The organism is Nonomuraea sp. NPDC052634, from assembly GCF_040678535.1.
Taxonomy (GTDB): Bacteria; Actinomycetota; Actinomycetes; order Streptosporangiales; family Streptosporangiaceae; genus Nonomuraea; species Nonomuraea fastidiosa.
Genome location: NZ_JBFATY010000001.1, coordinates 2,067,913 through 2,083,286 on the forward strand (window position 1 = coordinate 2,067,913; position 15,374 = coordinate 2,083,286).

Genomic DNA, 15,374 nt, shown 5'->3' on the forward strand with positions numbered 1-15,374 from the left:
AAGGAGATAAAGCACACTTTTCGTCTCTTGGACGATAAAAATCGGGGCGTACTAGGCTGGTCGCGTGGCACAACTGCGCATTGCCCTGGCACAGACCAATCCGACCGTGGGCGACCTGAGCGCCAACGCCGACCGGCTCATCTCGTGGACTCGCGAGGCCGCCGGACGCGGGGCCCATCTCGTCGTCTTCACCGAGATGTTCCTCACCGGCTATCCGGTGGAGGACCTGGTGCTGCGCACGTCCTTCGTGGAGGCCAGCATCAGGACGCTTGACGAGGTGGCGCGCAGGCTCGCCGACGAGGGCCTCGGCGAGCTGCCGGTCGTGGTCGGCTACGTCGACCGCGCCAACCTCGCCCCCAGGGTCGGGCAGCCCAAGGGCGCCCCGCTCGACGCCGCCGCGCTGCTGCACAGGGGCGAGGTGGTCACCAGGACCGCCAAGCACCACCTGCCCAACTACGGCGTGTTCGACGAATACCGCTACTTCGTGCGCGGCGACCGGCTGCCCATCTTCCGGCTGCACGGCGTCGACGTGGCCATCGCGGTGTGCGAGGACCTCTGGCAGGAGGGCGGCCCCGTGGCCGTCGTGGGCCAGGCGGGCGCCGGGCTGCTCATCTCGCCGAACGCCTCGCCGTACGAGAAGGAGAAGGACGACGTACGGCTGGAGCTGTGCGCGCGGCGCGCCCGCGAGGCCGGCTGCGCGCTCGTCTACGTCAACCAGGTCGGCGGGCAGGACGAGCTGGTCTTCGACGGCGACTCCATCGTGGTCGACGCCTCCGGCGAGCTGGTGGCGCGGGCCGGGCAGTTCCAGGAGGAGCTGCTGATCGTCGACCTCGACGACCTGCCGGTGTCCGACGCCGAGCCCGGGACGTACCCGTACGACGCGGGCGACGGCTCCACCATCACGGTCGAGCGCCTGGTGCTGTCGGACGAGCCCGTCGCCCCCTACCCGGCGCAGCAGGCCACGATCGCGCCGCGCCTCGACACGCACGCCGAGGTCTACGCGGCGCTGGTGCTCGCGGTCCGCGACTACGTGGCCAAGAACGGCTTCGACTCCGTCATACTCGGCCTGTCCGGCGGCATCGACTCCGCGCTGACCGCCACCATCGCCTCCGACGCCATCGGCCCCTCGCGGGTCCACGTCGTCCTCATGCCCTCCCGCTACTCCTCCGACCACTCGCTGACCGACGCGCAGGAGCTGGTCCGCAGGCAGGGCGTCCACTCCCGGGTGGTGCCGATCGCCGAGATCGTCAACGCGTACGAGAAGGAGATCGAGCTGTCCGGCCTGGCCGCCGAGAACCTTCAGGCGCGGGTGCGGGGCATGCTGCTCATGGGGCTGTCCAACCAGCACGGCCACCTGGTGCTCACCACCGGCAACAAGAGCGAGCTGGCCACCGGCTACTCCACACTCTACGGCGACTCGGCCGGCGGCTTCGCGCCCATCAAGGACGTCCCGAAGACGATGGTGTGGGAGCTGGCCAAGTGGCGCAACGCCAACACGCTCCCCGGCTTCCTGCTCGACGCCGAGCGGCCCATCCCCGAGAACTCCATCACCAAGGAGCCGAGCGCCGAGCTGCGTCCCGACCAGCGCGACACCGACTCGCTGCCGCCGTACGAGGTGCTCGACCGGCTGCTCGACGACTACGTGGAGAAGGACATGGGCTCGCAGGAGCTCATCGCGGCCGGGCACGACCCCGACCTGGTGGCGCGGGTGATCCGGCTGGTGGACCTGGCGGAGTACAAGCGGCGGCAGTACCCGCCCGGCCCCAAGATCACGCCGAAGAACTTCGGGCGCGACCGCCGCCTCCCGATCACCAACCGCTGGCGCGAGACCACCTGACTCCGTTCGCGTGCAAGGCCCCGGCTTTCGTTGAGCCGGGGCTTTTTCGCGTACGGGTCGCTTCACCACGGAATCCGGCGCCCGGCACCCTCACCCGGAACGCGTAGGGGAACCTAGAGCGCGGGAGAGCCGCCTGGGGAACCCAGAGCGTGAGAGAGCCGCCTGGGGAACCCCGAGCGTGAGAGAGCCGCCTGGGGAACCCAGAGCGCGGGAGGACCTCCTAGCGGACCCGGAATGTGGGCCTCCTGAGGGCGGAATTGTCGGTGGCGCCTGGCAGGGTCTTCCCGTGGCTCAACCTCTCAAGGAAATGATCAACCTCGGGTCGGTGTCGGTGCCGGCCGACGGTCTGGCCGCGGCCTGGGCGCCGTTCCCGCGCGACCGGTTCGTCGCGCGGGCGGTCCACGGGCTCGACGGGCTGGAGCTGAAGGCCCGGGTCTCCCACGTCGCCGCCGCGCTCGGCGAGGCGCTGCCGCTCCCCTACCCGCACGCCGCCGAGGTCGTCCGCGAGGCGGCCACGCGGGTGCGGCTCGACATGTGGAGCGGCTGGCCCGTCACCGAGCACACCGCCGTCCACGGCCTCGACCACCTCGGCGACGCGATGCGGACACTGGCCGTGCTCACGCCGTACGCGACGGGCGAGTTCGCCGTACGCCCCCTGCTCGAGCGTCACCGCGAAGACGCCCTCAAGATCATGTACGGGTGGGCGGAGTCACCCGACGAGCACCTGCGCCGCCTGGCCTCCGAGGGCTCGCGTCCCAGGCTGCCGTGGGCGACCCGGGTGTCCTGGCTGATGACGCCAGGCCCCGCTCTGCCCCTGCTCGACCGGCTGCGCGACGACCCGAGCGAATACGTCCGCCGCTCGGTCGCCAACCACGTCAACGACCTGGCCGAAGACCATCCCGAGGTGGCGCTGCGCCTGCTCGGGCGGTGGCGTGCCGACGGCGGCTCCCACGTGGAGCGGGTGCTGCGTCATGCCGTACGCGGCCTGCTGCGCGCCGGCCACCCCGAGGCCCTGGCCCTGGTGGGCGCGACCCCGGGCAGCGGCTCTGTGGAGGACGTGGCGCTGGAGAGCGACACGGTGGCGGTGGGCGGCAAACTGGCCTTCGCGGTCACGGTGACGGCGGGCGCGGCGGGGCCGGTGGTGCTGAAGTACGCGATCAGGCGCACGGGTTCGCGCCGGGTGTTCCACCTCGGACAGCGCGAGGCCGCCGACGCGGGGGCGCGGTTCACCGTACGCAAGAGCCACTCGTTCCGCCCGGTCACCACCCGCGACGAGCCACCGGGAGCCAGGGAGCTCGACGTCATCGTCAATGGCCGCGTAGCCGCCACCGTCCCCTTCACCCTCACCTCGTGACCAGAGGTCCCGCCAAGCTCCCCGCTCCCCGCCTCCCGATGACCGCCATGCTCCCCGCTCCCCCGCCTCCCGATGACCGGCAGGCGAGACGACGGCCCTCAGGAAATAGCCGGACGCGCACCCACCCGGGCAGCACCGGCACGCGCGACGCCGGTCCCGGCGACACCGGCGCAGGCGACAACGGCCCGCGCAGCTCGGGTTCGGACGCAAGCCGCCAGTCGTCACCCAGGCCAATGGGCGCTGCCCGCGCGCGTAAGCGGGCGGGGCGCAGACGCAGGGGTAAGGCTTCGGCTTCAGGCAGGCCGGAGTCACAAGCGCAGGAAGAGGCCGTCGGCGGCGGGTGGCCTGGATGACCGGCGCGTGGACAAGACAGCATCGAGCGGCCCGGGTCACGGGCGCATGGGCAGGACGCCGGTTTCGAGCGGGCCATGGCTACAGCTGCAGGGACAAGGCGTCGGCTTCGGGGAGGCCGGTGCGGGCGGCGAGGCGGCGGCGGGCGCGGACCTGGGCGCTCGTCCGCGGCCGGGGCTTGGGCTGCCGTCCGCATCCGCAGGGCTCGAAGCCGTCGTAGCGCAGGCCCGCCTCCAGCACCGCTTCGACGGCGCGCCACCGGCGCTCGTCGCCACGGCGAGGCGCGGCGAAGTCGTGCCCGGCGTAGCGCATCGGGCGCGCGCAGCGGGGACAGCGTGGTTCCTGCCGTCGCCTGGGCTGCTTGAAGCTGCGGCGGCACGGCACGCACACGTAGTGGACCTTGTAGTCGACAAACGCGTAGGTGCACATGATTCCGCCAGCCTAACGCGCAGGCGATCATCCGCGCGGGCACCGGGCGCTCGGTCAAGCCCGGCCGGAAGTCCGGGTGGCCCGGACAGGGCGCTTAGGCAGGCCGGCCACGAAGCGCTCGTGCAGCCCGGCCACGAGGCGGTCGCGCGGCCGGGGCGCGAAGTGCTTGTGCGGCGCGGTCGCGAGGCGCTCGTGCAGGCCGGCCACGAAGCGCTAGTGCTGCCCGGCCGCGAGGCGCTCGTGCAGGCCGGCCACGAGACGCCTGCGACGAAGGGGGCGCTCAGGGGGTGTCTTCGGGGAGGCGGGCTGCGATGCCGTCGAGGATCAGGTTGAGGCCGAGCAGGAAGTGGGTGTCGAAGTCGGCGTCATCCACCCTGGCCTGGTGGCCGAGCTCGGCCTCGTGCGCGAGCAGGTGATCGGTCACGCGGGCGCGGAGTTCGGCGTCGGCGGCGGGCGTGCGGACGGTGGCCCACCAGGTGTTCTCGGAGGCGACGAAGCCGTACAGGTAGGAGGAGAGCGTGCCGATCGCGGCGGTGAGCTCGGGCGGGCGCAGGCCCTCGCGGGCGAGCGCGCCGTAGACGGCGCGGGAACCGGCGAGCGCGTTCGGGCCGAGCAGGGGGCGGGTGGCGATGAGGGCGGGCATCCACGGGTGGCGGCGCATGACGGCCCTGCTGCGGGTGAGGTGCCCGGTCAGGATCTCGCGCCACGTGCCGTCCGCCGAGGGTTCGCCGATCTCGCTGAAGACCTCGTCGAGTGCGAGGTCGAGGACGTCTTCCTTGCTCCGTACGTACTCGTAAAGGGACATCGTGCCGGCCTGCAGGCGGGCGGCGAGGGCGCGCATGGAGAACCCGGTCACGCCCTCGGCGTCGAGCAGCCCGACGGCGGCGGTGACGATGCGCTCGCGGGACAGGCGAGGGCGGCGCGGGCGGGCGTCCTCGCGGAACCAGATGGACTCCGGCATCTCCCTCCTTCCGTGCACTGTACGGAAATCCGTACAGGTAGCTTAAGCCGCCCGCTGAGGTTCAGACGGAAGGGAAGTGACGTCATGGACTGGGATCGCGAGCATGCCCTGCTGGCCCTGCGGCTCAATCGGCTCATGACCGGCGGCGCGACGGGCACCGCGCTCATCTACGACGGCCCTGCCGAGTGGAGCGAGCAGGTCGCGAACGAGCCGCCCGCGACGGCGGGCGCGCTGAAGGAGGAGGCGGAGCGGCTGCTGGAGCGGGCACCGGACGCCTACGCGGCCGCCCAGGTACGGGCGATGCGCGCGGCCGCGGGTCACCTGGACGGTGAGCGGCGTCCGCTGGCCGAGTACGCGAGCGAGTGCCTCGGCATGGAGGTCCGGTGGGTGCCCGAGGAGGTGTTCGAGCAGGCGCACGACGAGCTGGACCGGGCGCTGCCGAAGACACGGGGTTCACTGGAGGAGCGGTGGCGGGCCTGGCCGGCGGCGTACACGCTGGACCCGATCGAGCGGCTGCCCGAGTTCGCAGAGCCGGCGGTGGCCGAGACGCGGGCGCGGACGAACGCCCGTATCGTGCCGCTGCCGGATGACGAGGTGGTCGAGTGCCGGCTGGTGCAGGGCGTGACGTACCACGGGGCGGGCTCATACGAGGGCGGGCACAAGTCGACGATCCACATCAACAACGACATTCCATTCAACCTGGCCGACCTGCTGTATCTCGTCGCCCACGAGGGTCATCCCGGGCACATCGCCGAGTCGATGCTGAAGGGCGAGAAGGTGCGGTTCATGCTGTCGCCGTCGTTCGCGCTCAGCGAGGGTCTCGGGCTGGTGGCCGAGGAGGTGATCTTCCCGGGGAACGAGGCCCGCGACTGGCTGAACGCGAACATCCTGCCCAAGGTGGGGCTGGAGCCGATCGACGCCGATCTGGCGGCCGTGCACCACGCGAAGAACGTGCTGTGGGGCGTCTGGGGGAACGTCGCGCTGATGGCGGACGAGGGGCGCGGCGAGGCGGAGCTGACCGGCTACCTGCGGCGCTGGGCGCTCGCCGGCGAGGAGGAGGCCGCGGCCGCGCTGGGCATCCTCCGGCCGTCGCCGATGAGTCCGTACATCTTCGGGTATTTCCACGGATGGGAGCTGGTGCGCCGCTGGGTCACCGAGCCTGAGCGGGTCACCGCGCCTGACCAGCCCACCGGTCCTGAGCGGGTCACCGCGCCTGAGCGGGTCACCGCGCCTGAGCGGGCCACTGCGCATCAGCGGGGCACCGGGTCTGAGCGCGTGCGGCGGCTGATCACCGAACGGCTGATCCCCGCCGACCTCACCTGACCCGCAACGGACATCAGCCGGAGTCGCCCTGCGCCGACCGCCGGGCGATGAGCTGCTCCACGCCGTCGAGCAGCAGGTCGAGGCCGAAGGTGAAGTCGGCGTCGTCGATCCACCCGGTGGCGCCGCGCATGACACCGCTGCGCATCGCGGCCGACAGCGCCGGGTACGCATCGGGGTCGAGCAGCTCGGCGAGCAGCTCGCCGTAGTCGGCCGCGCCCTCGACACCGGCCTGGTCAAAGCCGGGGAACCCGGACGCGGCGGAAGGCGAGCTGACGCTGGCCTTGCAGGACCCCGACCACCTGCGCCGCGCCCTGGACGCGCTGCACCGGGCCGGCGTCGCGGTCGAGCGCGTACGGCTGCGCACCCCCACTCTGGACGACGTCTTCATCGAGCTGACGGCGGCGGCATGAAAGCGCTCATCGCACCCGGGATCAGCGCCGCCGGAGACCTGCGCCGCCTGGTGCTCCGCGACCTGCGCCGCGAACTGCGCGTGCTCGACGGCCTCATCATCAGCACGGCCATGCCCGTGATGATCATGGTTCTCTTCGTGTACGTGTTCGGCGGCGCGATCACCACCGGATCGAGCGGCCTCGCCTACATCGACTTCGTGGTGCCCGCCGTGCTGGTCATGTCCGGCGGTTACGGGGCCGCGCTCACCGCCGTGGCGATGTGCGAGGACATGACGGCCGGCATGATCGACCGCTTCCGCACCCTGCCGATCGGCGGCTGGGTGGTGCCCGCGGGGCACGTGGTGGCCTCGGTGATCCGCAACGTGGGCGCATCGGCCATCGCGCTGGCCGTGGCGCTGCTGCTCGGGTTCCGCCCGGACGCCTCGCTCGCCGGCTGGGCACTGACGCTGGCCCTGGTGACGGGTCACGTGCTGGCGGTGTCGGCGCTGGCGGCCGTGTGGGGGCTGCTGGTCAGGTCGACGCAGGCGGCGGGCGCGTTCAGCTTCGTGGTGTTGTTCCTGCCGTACGTGTCGGACGGTGTCGTGCCCGCCGAGACGATGCCGGGCGTGCTGCGGGACTTCGCCGCCGCGCAGCCGTACACGCCGATCGTCGCGGCCCTGCGAGGGCTGCTCCTGGACATGCCCGTGGGGGCGTCGGGCACGGTGGCGGCGGCGTGGCTGGCGGGCGCGGTGGCGCTGGGCGTGCCGGCGGCTGCGCTGTTGTTCCGCCGCAGGACGGCCGGCCGTTGAGCCGGCCTGGACGCCGGGACGGTCAGGGGGCCAGGCCGTCGAGGATCGCGTCGACGACGCGCGCCCCCACGTCGGGGTCGAGGCCGAGGCCGAGGCCCGGCCCCCACTTGTTCAGGTACATCATCGTGCCCTGGATCATGGCGAGCGCCAGGTGCGGGTCGAGGTCGCTTCTGAGCTCGCCGGTGGCGATGCCGCGCTCGATGACGCCGAGCACGGCCTTCCTGCGCGGCTCGATGGCGCGTTTGACGAAGCGCTCCATCAGGCGCGGGTAGCGGTCGGCCTCGCTCATCGCGATGTTCATGACGCGGCGGTTGCGGGTGTCGGCGTCGCTGCTCATGCTGTCGACCAGCGCGATGAGATCGTCGCGTACGGACGAGCCGGGCAGCGGCGGCACGGGCCGCTTGAGCGTGGACAGCGCGTCGGCGACCAGCTCTTCCTTGTTGGCCCAGCGCCGGTAGATGGTGGTCTTGCCGACCCCCGCCCGCGCCGCGATCGCCTCGATGCTCAGCTCGGATACGCCCATGCCCTCGGCGATCAGGTCAAGGGTCGCCTCGATGATCGCCTTCTCGGCCTTCTCACTGCGCGGACGGCCCGCGGGGCGGGCGGTCACTGTCTGCTGGTTCGACATCGCGGCCTCACCATACATCTCCGGCGCGGACGGCATCCGCACCATGCCGCCACAGGGGCTCGGAGGCGGCGCGGACGCCTCCTCCCGTGCGCTCCCGTGATGAACGGTATGTGCCCACCGGCATGGCCGTCACCCTCTCGACGACGACAGCACCGGCTCCCTCTTTTCAGCGTGCTTGGCGTTGCGTTGCTTCCCCGGCATCCACCGGGCCACCGCGAAGATGCCGGCCAGAGTGATCGCGGCCGAGACCAGCGCGGTGACGTGCATGCCGTCGATGAAGGCGGTGAACGCCGGCTGGATGAGCGCCTGTCCGCGAGCGCCCAGCTCCTGGGCCACGCCCATCGTGGCCATGATGGACTCGCCCGCGGCGTGCTGGGCACCGGCGGGCAGCCCGGCGAGCGCGGGCGCGATCTCGCCGCGGTAGCTGGACGACAGCACCGAGCCGAGCACGGCCACGCCGAGCGCGCCGGCGACCTGGCGGACGGTGTTGCTCATGGCCGAGCCGACGCCGGCCTTCTCCCTGGGCAGCGACTCCATGATGGCGGTGGTGGCCGGCGGCATGATGTTGGCCATCGCGGCGCCCTGCACGAAGAAGACGATCTCGATCAGCACGATCGGGGTGTTCTGGTCCATCAGGGCGTAGCTGCCGAGCGCGAACGTGATCAGGATCATGCTCAGGGTGGCCGACAGCTTGGCTCCCAGACGCTGCGTCACCCGCTGGCTGAGCGGGGCGAAGATGAGCTGCGCCGCCGCGAACGGGATCATCAGCGCGCCCGCCTGCACCGGCGTGTAGCCCAGCACGATCTGCAGGTAGAACGTCAGGAAGAACATCCCGCCCATCATCGCGAAGAAGACGATGCCCATCATGCCGATGGCCGAGCTGAAGCGGATGTCGGCGAAGCTGCGCACATCGAAGACCGGGTGGTCGATGCGCCGCTCCCACCACACGAAGACGCCCAGCACCGCCAGCCCGAACAGGGTCGGGACGAGCACCTCGGCGCCGGCGAACGTGGCCAGCTCGCCGCCGCGGATGATGCCGTACACGACGGCCACAAGCCCGATGATCGACAGCACCACGCCGACGGGGTCGAGCTTGGACGGCTTGGGGTCGCGCGACTCCGGCACGAGGGTCGTGATGAGGATGGTGGCGACGATCACGATCGGCACGTTGACGAGGAAGACCGACCCCCACCAGAAGTGTTCGATGAGCAGGCCGCCGGTGATGGGACCGATCGCGACGGCGAGGCCCACGCCGGCCGCCCACACGCCGATCGCCCTTCCTCGCTCACCCGGCGGGAACACGTTGGAGATGATCGCCAAGGTGGCCGGCATGATGGCCGCGCCGCCGATGCCCATCGCCGCCCTGGCCAGGATCAGCTGGGTCGGGTCCTGGGCGTAGGCGCTGGCCAGCGAGGACAGGCCGAACAGCACCATGCCGATGATCAGCATGCGCTTGCGGCCCGTCCTGTCGCCGATCACGCCGAAGGTGAACAGCAACCCGGCGAACACCAGCGTGTAGGAATTGATGGCCCACTCCAGCTCGCTCTGGGTGGCGCCGAGGCCGGCGGTCTCGTCGGCGATGGTCTTCATCGCGACGTTCAAGATGGTGTTGTCCAGCACGACCGCCAGCAGGCTGAACACCAGGACACCGAGGATGCCCCATCGGCGCGGATGTCCCGTCATCGGATCCATTGGCACAGTTCCTTAATTTCGATACGACCAAGTTTCGCAACGCGACCGTATCGCTTGGTATTCCGATACGCAACGGTCTCGTTTCGTAACTCCGCGGTGAACGGAGGCGCTCAGCACGCCGAACGATGCGGTGAAGCCGCAGGTCAGCGCCACAAAAGGGCGCGGCCGGGGTTCGCGCGAACCCCGGCCGCGGCGACGAGCGTGAGACGGCTCACATCGGATCGGACTCCGCCGCGCCGGCCTTCCCGGCGGCAGGAGCCGCACCCGTCTTCCCAGCGGCAGGAGCCGCGCCGGCCTCCCCGGCCGCGGGAACGGCCGCCGCCTTCTCGACGGGCGCATTCATGGCGGCATCCACCGGCGGCTCCGCGGCGGGCGTCCAGGAGCGCTCGGCCGGTCGGCGGCGCCAGAACGGCAGCGCGACCAGCACCATGGCCACACCGGTCAGCCCGGCCACCGCGAAGGCCCAGGACGGCCCCGTACCGTCGATGACGGAGCCCGCGATGGGCGCGGAGACGGCGCCGCCGATCAGCAGCGCCGTGCCGTGCAGGCCCATCGCCTCGCCCCTGGCCGCGCTCGGCACCCACCGGCTGATCGCGTCGACCGTGGACGACAGCGACGGCGCGCACAGGATGCCGGACGGCAGCAGCGCCAGCACCAGCCAGTGCCAGCCGCCGCCGACCAGGCCGACGGGGATGGTCAGCGCCCCCATGCCGCCGATCAGCAGCAGCGGCGAGAAGCCCCGCGACAGGCCGCCGTAGATGAGGCCGCCGACGAGCGAGTAGCAGCTCCAGATGGCGACCGCGAGGCCCACCCACTCGGTCTGGCCCGCCTCGTTCATGGTGGCGACCAGGGACAGCTCGGTCGCGGTGAGCACGAACGTGGCGGCGGCGATCGTGCCGAGCAGCGCCGCGAACCCGGGTGTGAGCCACTGCCGCCGCGGCACCTTCACGCCCTGCTCGTTGTCCTCCTCCTCGGACCTGATGGGCGGGTTGAGCAGGATCATCCCCAGCCCCGCGATCGTCATGCCGGCGCCGATGGCCAGCATGGTCGCCGTGCTGCCCGCCGTGGTCAGGCCCGCGACGGCCAGCGCGGGACCCACCATGTAGGACAGCTCGACAAGTACGGAGTCGAGCGCGAAACCGCTGCGCCGCTGCTCGACCGGCACCATCGCGGCCAGGCACTGCCGGGTCACGCTGAACACCGGCATGGCGAGCAGCCCCGCCAGCCCCGCCGCGACGACCAGCGCGGGGAACGGCAGCGCCCACGCGCACGACCAGAAAGCCGCCTGGGCCAGGGTGGTGACGATGAGCACGGGACGCAGCCCGTGACGATCGACGAACCTGCCCGACAGCGGGGACCCGACCGCCATGCCGATCGTGTTGACCGCGGTGATCACCCCGGCCTTGCCGTACCCGAGGTCGAGTGTGTTGGCGACGTGGAGCGTCAGCGTCATCGCGGTGGCCGTGGTCGGCACCCGCGCGAGCAGCCCCACCAGGAGCAGCGTGGGCACGCCGGGGATCTTCAGCAGTCTTCGGTAAGGGTCGAGAGCCATGTACGTTCGTTACCTCCGCACCGATTGTGGCAAAGCCCTCCGACGTTTTCGCCACCGGTTTTCCGCGTGCCATCATCAAGAGAGTCCGGGGACGCACCAGGGCGCCTCGAGACGTTTCTGGAGGGTTGTCACATGTCCTCTTCAACCACCCCATCCACCTCTTCAACGACGCTGTACGGCGGCGCGTCCGGACGCCGCGTCACCGTCCGCGACCTCGCCGCCGCCAAGGAGCGCGGAGAGCGGTGGCCCATGGTCACCGCCTACGACGCCATGACGGCCAAGGTGTTCGACGCCGCCGGCATCCCCGTCCTGCTGGTGGGCGACTCGGCGGCGATGGTCGTCTACGGCTACGACTCCACGCTGCCGGTCACCGTCGGCGACCTGCTGCCGCTCACGGCGGCCGTGGTACGCGGCTCGTCGCGGGCGCTCGTGGTGGCCGACCTGCCGTTCGGCTCGTACCAGGGCTCGCCGCAGCAGGCGCTGGAGTCGGCGGCCAGGTTCATGAAGGAGGCGGGGGCGCACGCGGTCAAGCTGGAGGGCGGCCGCCGGGTGCTGCCGCAGGTCGAGACGCTGGTCTCGGCCGGTGTGCCGGTGATGGCGCACCTCGGGCTGACCCCGCAGTCGGTCAACGTGATGGGCGGCTACCGCGTCCAGGGGCGCGGCCAGGCGGGTGCCGAGCTGATGGCGGACGCCAAGGACCTGGAGCGGGCCGGGGCGTTCGCGGTGGTGCTCGAATGCGTACCCGCCGACCTCGCGCAGCGGGTGACGACCTCGCTGGCGATCCCCACGATCGGGATCGGCGCGGGGGCGGCGACGGACGCGCAGGTGCTGGTCTGGCAGGACCTCATGGGGCTGACGCCGCGCCCGGCCAAGTTCGTCAAGCGGTACGCCGACCTCGGGGCCGAGCTGGACCGGGCGGTGCGGGCGTTCGCCGACGACGTGGTCTCGGGCGCCTTCCCGGCGCCCGAGCACACCTACGGCTGACTCCCGGAGACGAGCGTGGCGGGGTCGGTGTTGGCTCCGCACACCACCACCGCCACGCGCTCGCCCGGCTCGGGCCGGTACGCGCCCGACAGCAGCGCCGCGTAGGCGGCCGCACCGGCGTGCTCGGCCGCCACCCGGTGGCGCTCCCAGAGCGTACGCCGGGCCGCGACGATCGCCTCGTCGTTCACCAGCACGCTCTCCACCCGGGGGCCGGACAGGATCTCGAACGCGAGCCCGCCGATCATGCTGGCCCCCAGCGCGTCGGCCGCCACGCCGCCGACCTCCACCTGCACCCGCTCGCCCGCCCGCAGCGCCGCGTTGAGCGTGGGGATGCGCTCGGGCTCGACGGCCACGATGCGCGGCCCTGACACCGACGTGCCCAGCGTGACGCCGGCCGCGAAGCCGCCGCCGCCCACGGCCACCAGCACGGTGTCGACGCCGCCCGTCTGCTCGATCAGCTCGAGCCCGGCCGTGCCCTGCCCGGCCACCACCTCGGGCTGGTCGTAGGCGTGCACGGACAGCGCGCCGGTCTCGGCGGCCCGCTTGGCCGCGGCCTCGGCCGCCTCGGCGTAGATGGCGCCCGTCTGCGTGATGCGCGCGCCCAGCCGCTCCAGCCCGGCCACCTTCACCGGGCTGGTCACCGTAGGGACGAAGATCTCCGCCCGCACGCCGAGCGCCCGCGCGGCGAACGCCACCGCGAGCCCGTGGTTGCCGCCGCTGGCCGCGATCACCCCGGCAGCGGGCAGGTCACCCGCGGACATGATGCGGTTGAAGGCCCCGCGCACCTTGAAGGACCCGCTGTGCTGCAGCTGCTCCAGCTTCAGCCAGAGCCGCGGCGCGACCTCGATCACGGGTGTGCGCAGGACATGCCCGGAGATCCGGGCGGCCGCCGCCGTCACATCGTCATAGGTGACTGTGGTCACGTCTCCCCCTCAGATCGTCGCGATCCAGGCTATGCCAGCGCTCGCGCGAGATCCGCCCACAGATCCTCGGGGTGCTCGATGCCGACGGCGACGCGGACCGTGCCCTCGCCGATGCCGCAGCGGCGCAGCTCCTCGGCGCTGAGCGCACGGTGCGAGGTGGTCGCCGGGTGCAGGACCAGCGTCTCCACGCCGCCCAGCGAGGGGGCGAGCAGCGCCAGGCGTACGGAGCTCATGAACCGCTCCCCCGCCTCCCGCCCGCCGGCCAGGTCGAACGAGAACACGCCACCGCACCCGGACAGCAGCTTGCCCGCCAGCTCATGCGAGGGGTGCGAGGCCAGCCCCGGATAGTGCACGGCGGTGACCGCCGGGTGCTCCTGAAGCCTGGTCGCCAGGTGAAGGGCGTTGGAGCAGTGGCGTTCCATGCGCAGCGCCAGCGTCTGCATGCCGCGCAGCGTGAGCCAGGCGGCGAACGGGTCGGGCGAGGCGCCCAGCTCGATCGCGAAGTGCCAGACCCGCTCGTACAGGGCGGCGTCGGCGAAGACCGCGATGCCGCCCACGATGTCGCTGTGGCCGCCCAGGTACTTGGTCGAGGAGTGGACCACGATGTCGGCCCCGTGCTCGATCGGCCGGCACAGCAGCGGCGAGGCGAACGTATTGTCCACCACCGACAGGATGCCCAGCTCGCGGGCCACCGCGCACATGCCGGGCAGGTCGGCCACCAGCGTCATGGGGTTGCTGATGGTCTCCAGGTAGACGAGCCTGGTCTGCGGCCGTACGGCGGCGCGCAGCGCGGCGGGGTCGTTCTCCGCCACGTACGTGACCTCGATGCCGAACCTGTCGATCAGCTCGTTGAGCATGGCGGCGGTGCCGCCGTACAGCGAGTTCTGGGCCACCAGGTGATCGCCGGGCTTGAGCAGGCCGAGCAGCACGGTGTTGATGGCGCCCATGCCGGAGCCGGTGGCCACGGCGGCCGCGCCGCCCTCCAGGCCGGCCACGGCCTGCTCGAGCGAGCGCACGGTGGGGTTGCTGTAGCGCCCGTAGACGAACGACTTGTCGGGGTGGCCCATCGACTCGGCCATCACGGCCGGGTCGTCGAAGGAGAACCCCGAGGTCTGGTAGATCGGCACGGCGATGGGGCGGCTGCCCTCGATGGGGACGTGCGGCACGTGCACGGTCCTGGTCTCCGGCCGCGTTTCGGACGACATCTCGGATGTAGCGCCGGATAGTGCGTGGGACTGCGCCTCGGGGCGGAAATCGTTCATACCAGCAGGATCCCTTGTCGGCCGTCCACATGGCAGACCCGGGTACCGAGATGTGGAACACGCTGGGCCCGCCGTCTCTTTCGCGAGCGGTGAACACCCGGCCTGCGCTGGGCCTACGCCGACGCGGCGGCGGCGCGGGCTCCCGCGGTCTGCGAGGGTGGAGGGCATGCAGACGACGTTCGCACTCGTGCACAGCCCCTCCGTCGGCCCCTCGACGTGGGCGCCCGTGGCCGAGGCATTGGAGCGGCGCGGGCACGCGGCCGTGGTGCCCGACCTGACCGGAATCAGCGCGGGCGGCGCCCCCTATTGGCCGCGCGTGGTCGAGGCCGTACGCGCCGAGCTGGCGGCGAGCGCGCCCGAAGGGCCGGTCGTGCTGGTCGCGCACAGCAACGCCGGGTTCTTCCTCCCCGTGATCAAGGAAGGGCTCGGCGACCGGGTCGTGGCCTGCGTGTTCGCCGACGCGCACGTGCCGCCCGCCGACGGGCTGATCACGACGGCCGAGGAGGAGTTCCTGCCGTTCCTGCGCGACCTGGCCGGCCCCGACGGCGTGCTGCCGCGCTGGACCGACTGGTGGGACGAGGAGGACGTCGTGGCCATGCTGCCCGACCCGGCCGTGCGCGTCCGCGTGGCCGGCGAGCAGCCCCGCCTGCCGCTCGACTACTACACCCAGCCCGTCCCCGTCCCCGCCGGGTGGGACGAGGTCAGGTGCTCGTGCCTGTGGTTCAGCCCCGGCTACGCGGACGCCGCCGAGCGCGCGGCCCAGCGCGGCTGGCCCGTGACCCGGCTGCCCGGCCTCCACCTGCACCAGCTCATCGACCCCGAGGGCGTCGCCGGCGCGCTGCTCGGCTTGTCCAGGAAGTCGTGAATTCTTCACTGCCGT

General features: G+C 71.9%; 15 protein-coding genes. 7 read left to right on the forward strand and 8 right to left on the reverse strand.

Annotated elements, in window-relative coordinates; all coding sequences use genetic code 11:
• Window positions 1-64 precede the first annotated feature (64 nt).
• Together AB0K67_RS09315 and AB0K67_RS09320 are read left to right on the forward strand one after the other, a co-directional pair.
• The gene (locus tag AB0K67_RS09315) at window positions 65-1,837 is read left to right on the forward strand and encodes an NAD+ synthase (RefSeq protein ID WP_364055455.1); all 1,773 of its coding nucleotides are present in this window, start codon (window positions 65-67) and stop codon (window positions 1,835-1,837) included.
• A 286-nt stretch (window positions 1,838-2,123) separates the two neighbouring features.
• Window positions 2,124-3,191 carry a DNA alkylation repair protein gene (locus AB0K67_RS09320; RefSeq protein WP_364055458.1) on the forward strand — a complete coding sequence of 356 codons (1,068 nt, stop codon included), beginning with the start codon at window positions 2,124-2,126 and terminating at the stop codon, window positions 3,189-3,191.
• 432 nt (window positions 3,192-3,623) lie between these two features.
• Here AB0K67_RS09320 and AB0K67_RS09325 read toward each other — a convergent pair whose 3' ends face one another.
• Window positions 3,624-3,971 carry a hypothetical protein gene (locus AB0K67_RS09325; protein ID WP_364055461.1) on the reverse strand — a complete coding sequence of 116 codons (348 nt, stop codon included), beginning with the start codon at window positions 3,969-3,971 and terminating at the stop codon, window positions 3,624-3,626.
• 280 nt (window positions 3,972-4,251) lie between these two features.
• Entirely contained in the window at window positions 4,252-4,932 is a 681-nt protein-coding gene (locus AB0K67_RS09330) for a TetR/AcrR family transcriptional regulator C-terminal domain-containing protein (protein ID WP_364055464.1), read from the reverse strand.
• A gap of 84 nt (window positions 4,933-5,016) precedes the next feature.
• Here AB0K67_RS09330 and AB0K67_RS09335 point away from each other — a divergent pair, with 84 nt between their 5' ends.
• Window positions 5,017-6,255, forward strand: coding sequence for a hypothetical protein (locus tag AB0K67_RS09335; protein ID WP_364055467.1), 1,239 nt, complete (start codon window positions 5,017-5,019; stop codon window positions 6,253-6,255).
• Between the two features lie 13 nt (window positions 6,256-6,268).
• On the opposite strand, the gene AB0K67_RS09340 is transcribed toward AB0K67_RS09335, so the two are convergent.
• A complete protein-coding gene (locus AB0K67_RS09340) occupies window positions 6,269-6,400 on the reverse strand; it encodes a hypothetical protein (protein ID WP_364055470.1) in 132 nt (43 codons plus the stop codon).
• A gap of 136 nt (window positions 6,401-6,536) precedes the next feature.
• On the opposite strand from AB0K67_RS09340, the gene AB0K67_RS09345 reads away from it, so the two are divergent.
• The gene (locus AB0K67_RS09345; protein ID WP_364055473.1) at window positions 6,537-6,665 is read left to right on the forward strand and encodes a hypothetical protein; all 129 of its coding nucleotides are present in this window, start codon (window positions 6,537-6,539) and stop codon (window positions 6,663-6,665) included.
• On the forward strand, window positions 6,662-7,453 hold the full coding sequence (locus AB0K67_RS09350; protein WP_364055476.1) for an ABC transporter permease: 792 nt from the start codon (window positions 6,662-6,664) through the stop codon (window positions 7,451-7,453). Before AB0K67_RS09345 ends, AB0K67_RS09350 begins: the two co-directional genes overlap by 4 nt.
• 22 nt (window positions 7,454-7,475) lie before the next feature.
• On the opposite strand, the gene AB0K67_RS09355 is transcribed toward AB0K67_RS09350, so the two are convergent.
• From AB0K67_RS09355 to AB0K67_RS09365, 3 genes are all read right to left on the reverse strand, one after another.
• A complete protein-coding gene (locus AB0K67_RS09355) occupies window positions 7,476-8,081 on the reverse strand; it encodes a TetR/AcrR family transcriptional regulator (protein ID WP_364055479.1) in 606 nt (201 codons plus the stop codon).
• A gap of 129 nt (window positions 8,082-8,210) precedes the next feature.
• Window positions 8,211-9,773: an MFS transporter gene (locus tag AB0K67_RS09360; RefSeq protein ID WP_364055482.1), complete on the reverse strand. Its 1,563-nt coding sequence runs from the start codon at window positions 9,771-9,773 to the stop codon at window positions 8,211-8,213.
• A gap of 211 nt (window positions 9,774-9,984) precedes the next feature.
• Window positions 9,985-11,325, reverse strand: coding sequence for an MFS transporter (locus AB0K67_RS09365; protein WP_364055485.1), 1,341 nt, complete (start codon window positions 11,323-11,325; stop codon window positions 9,985-9,987).
• Window positions 11,326-11,457: 132 nt separating this feature from the next.
• On the opposite strand from AB0K67_RS09365, the gene panB reads away from it, so the two are divergent.
• A complete protein-coding gene (gene panB, locus AB0K67_RS09370; RefSeq protein WP_364055488.1) occupies window positions 11,458-12,309 on the forward strand; it encodes a 3-methyl-2-oxobutanoate hydroxymethyltransferase in 852 nt (283 codons plus the stop codon).
• Here panB and AB0K67_RS09375 read toward each other — a convergent pair.
• Both AB0K67_RS09375 and AB0K67_RS09380 read right to left on the reverse strand, forming a co-directional pair.
• Complete coding sequence (locus AB0K67_RS09375) at window positions 12,300-13,232, reverse strand: serine/threonine dehydratase (protein ID WP_364055491.1); 933 nt, start codon at window positions 13,230-13,232, stop codon at window positions 12,300-12,302. The genes panB and AB0K67_RS09375 overlap by 10 nt on opposite strands.
• A 29-nt stretch (window positions 13,233-13,261) precedes the next feature.
• A complete protein-coding gene (locus AB0K67_RS09380; protein ID WP_364055494.1) occupies window positions 13,262-14,437 on the reverse strand; it encodes an aminotransferase class I/II-fold pyridoxal phosphate-dependent enzyme in 1,176 nt (391 codons plus the stop codon).
• 223 nt (window positions 14,438-14,660) lie between these two features.
• On the opposite strand from AB0K67_RS09380, the gene AB0K67_RS09385 reads away from it, so the two are divergent.
• Complete coding sequence (locus AB0K67_RS09385) at window positions 14,661-15,359, forward strand: alpha/beta hydrolase (protein WP_364055497.1); 699 nt, start codon at window positions 14,661-14,663, stop codon at window positions 15,357-15,359.
• Window positions 15,360-15,374 lie beyond the last annotated feature (15 nt).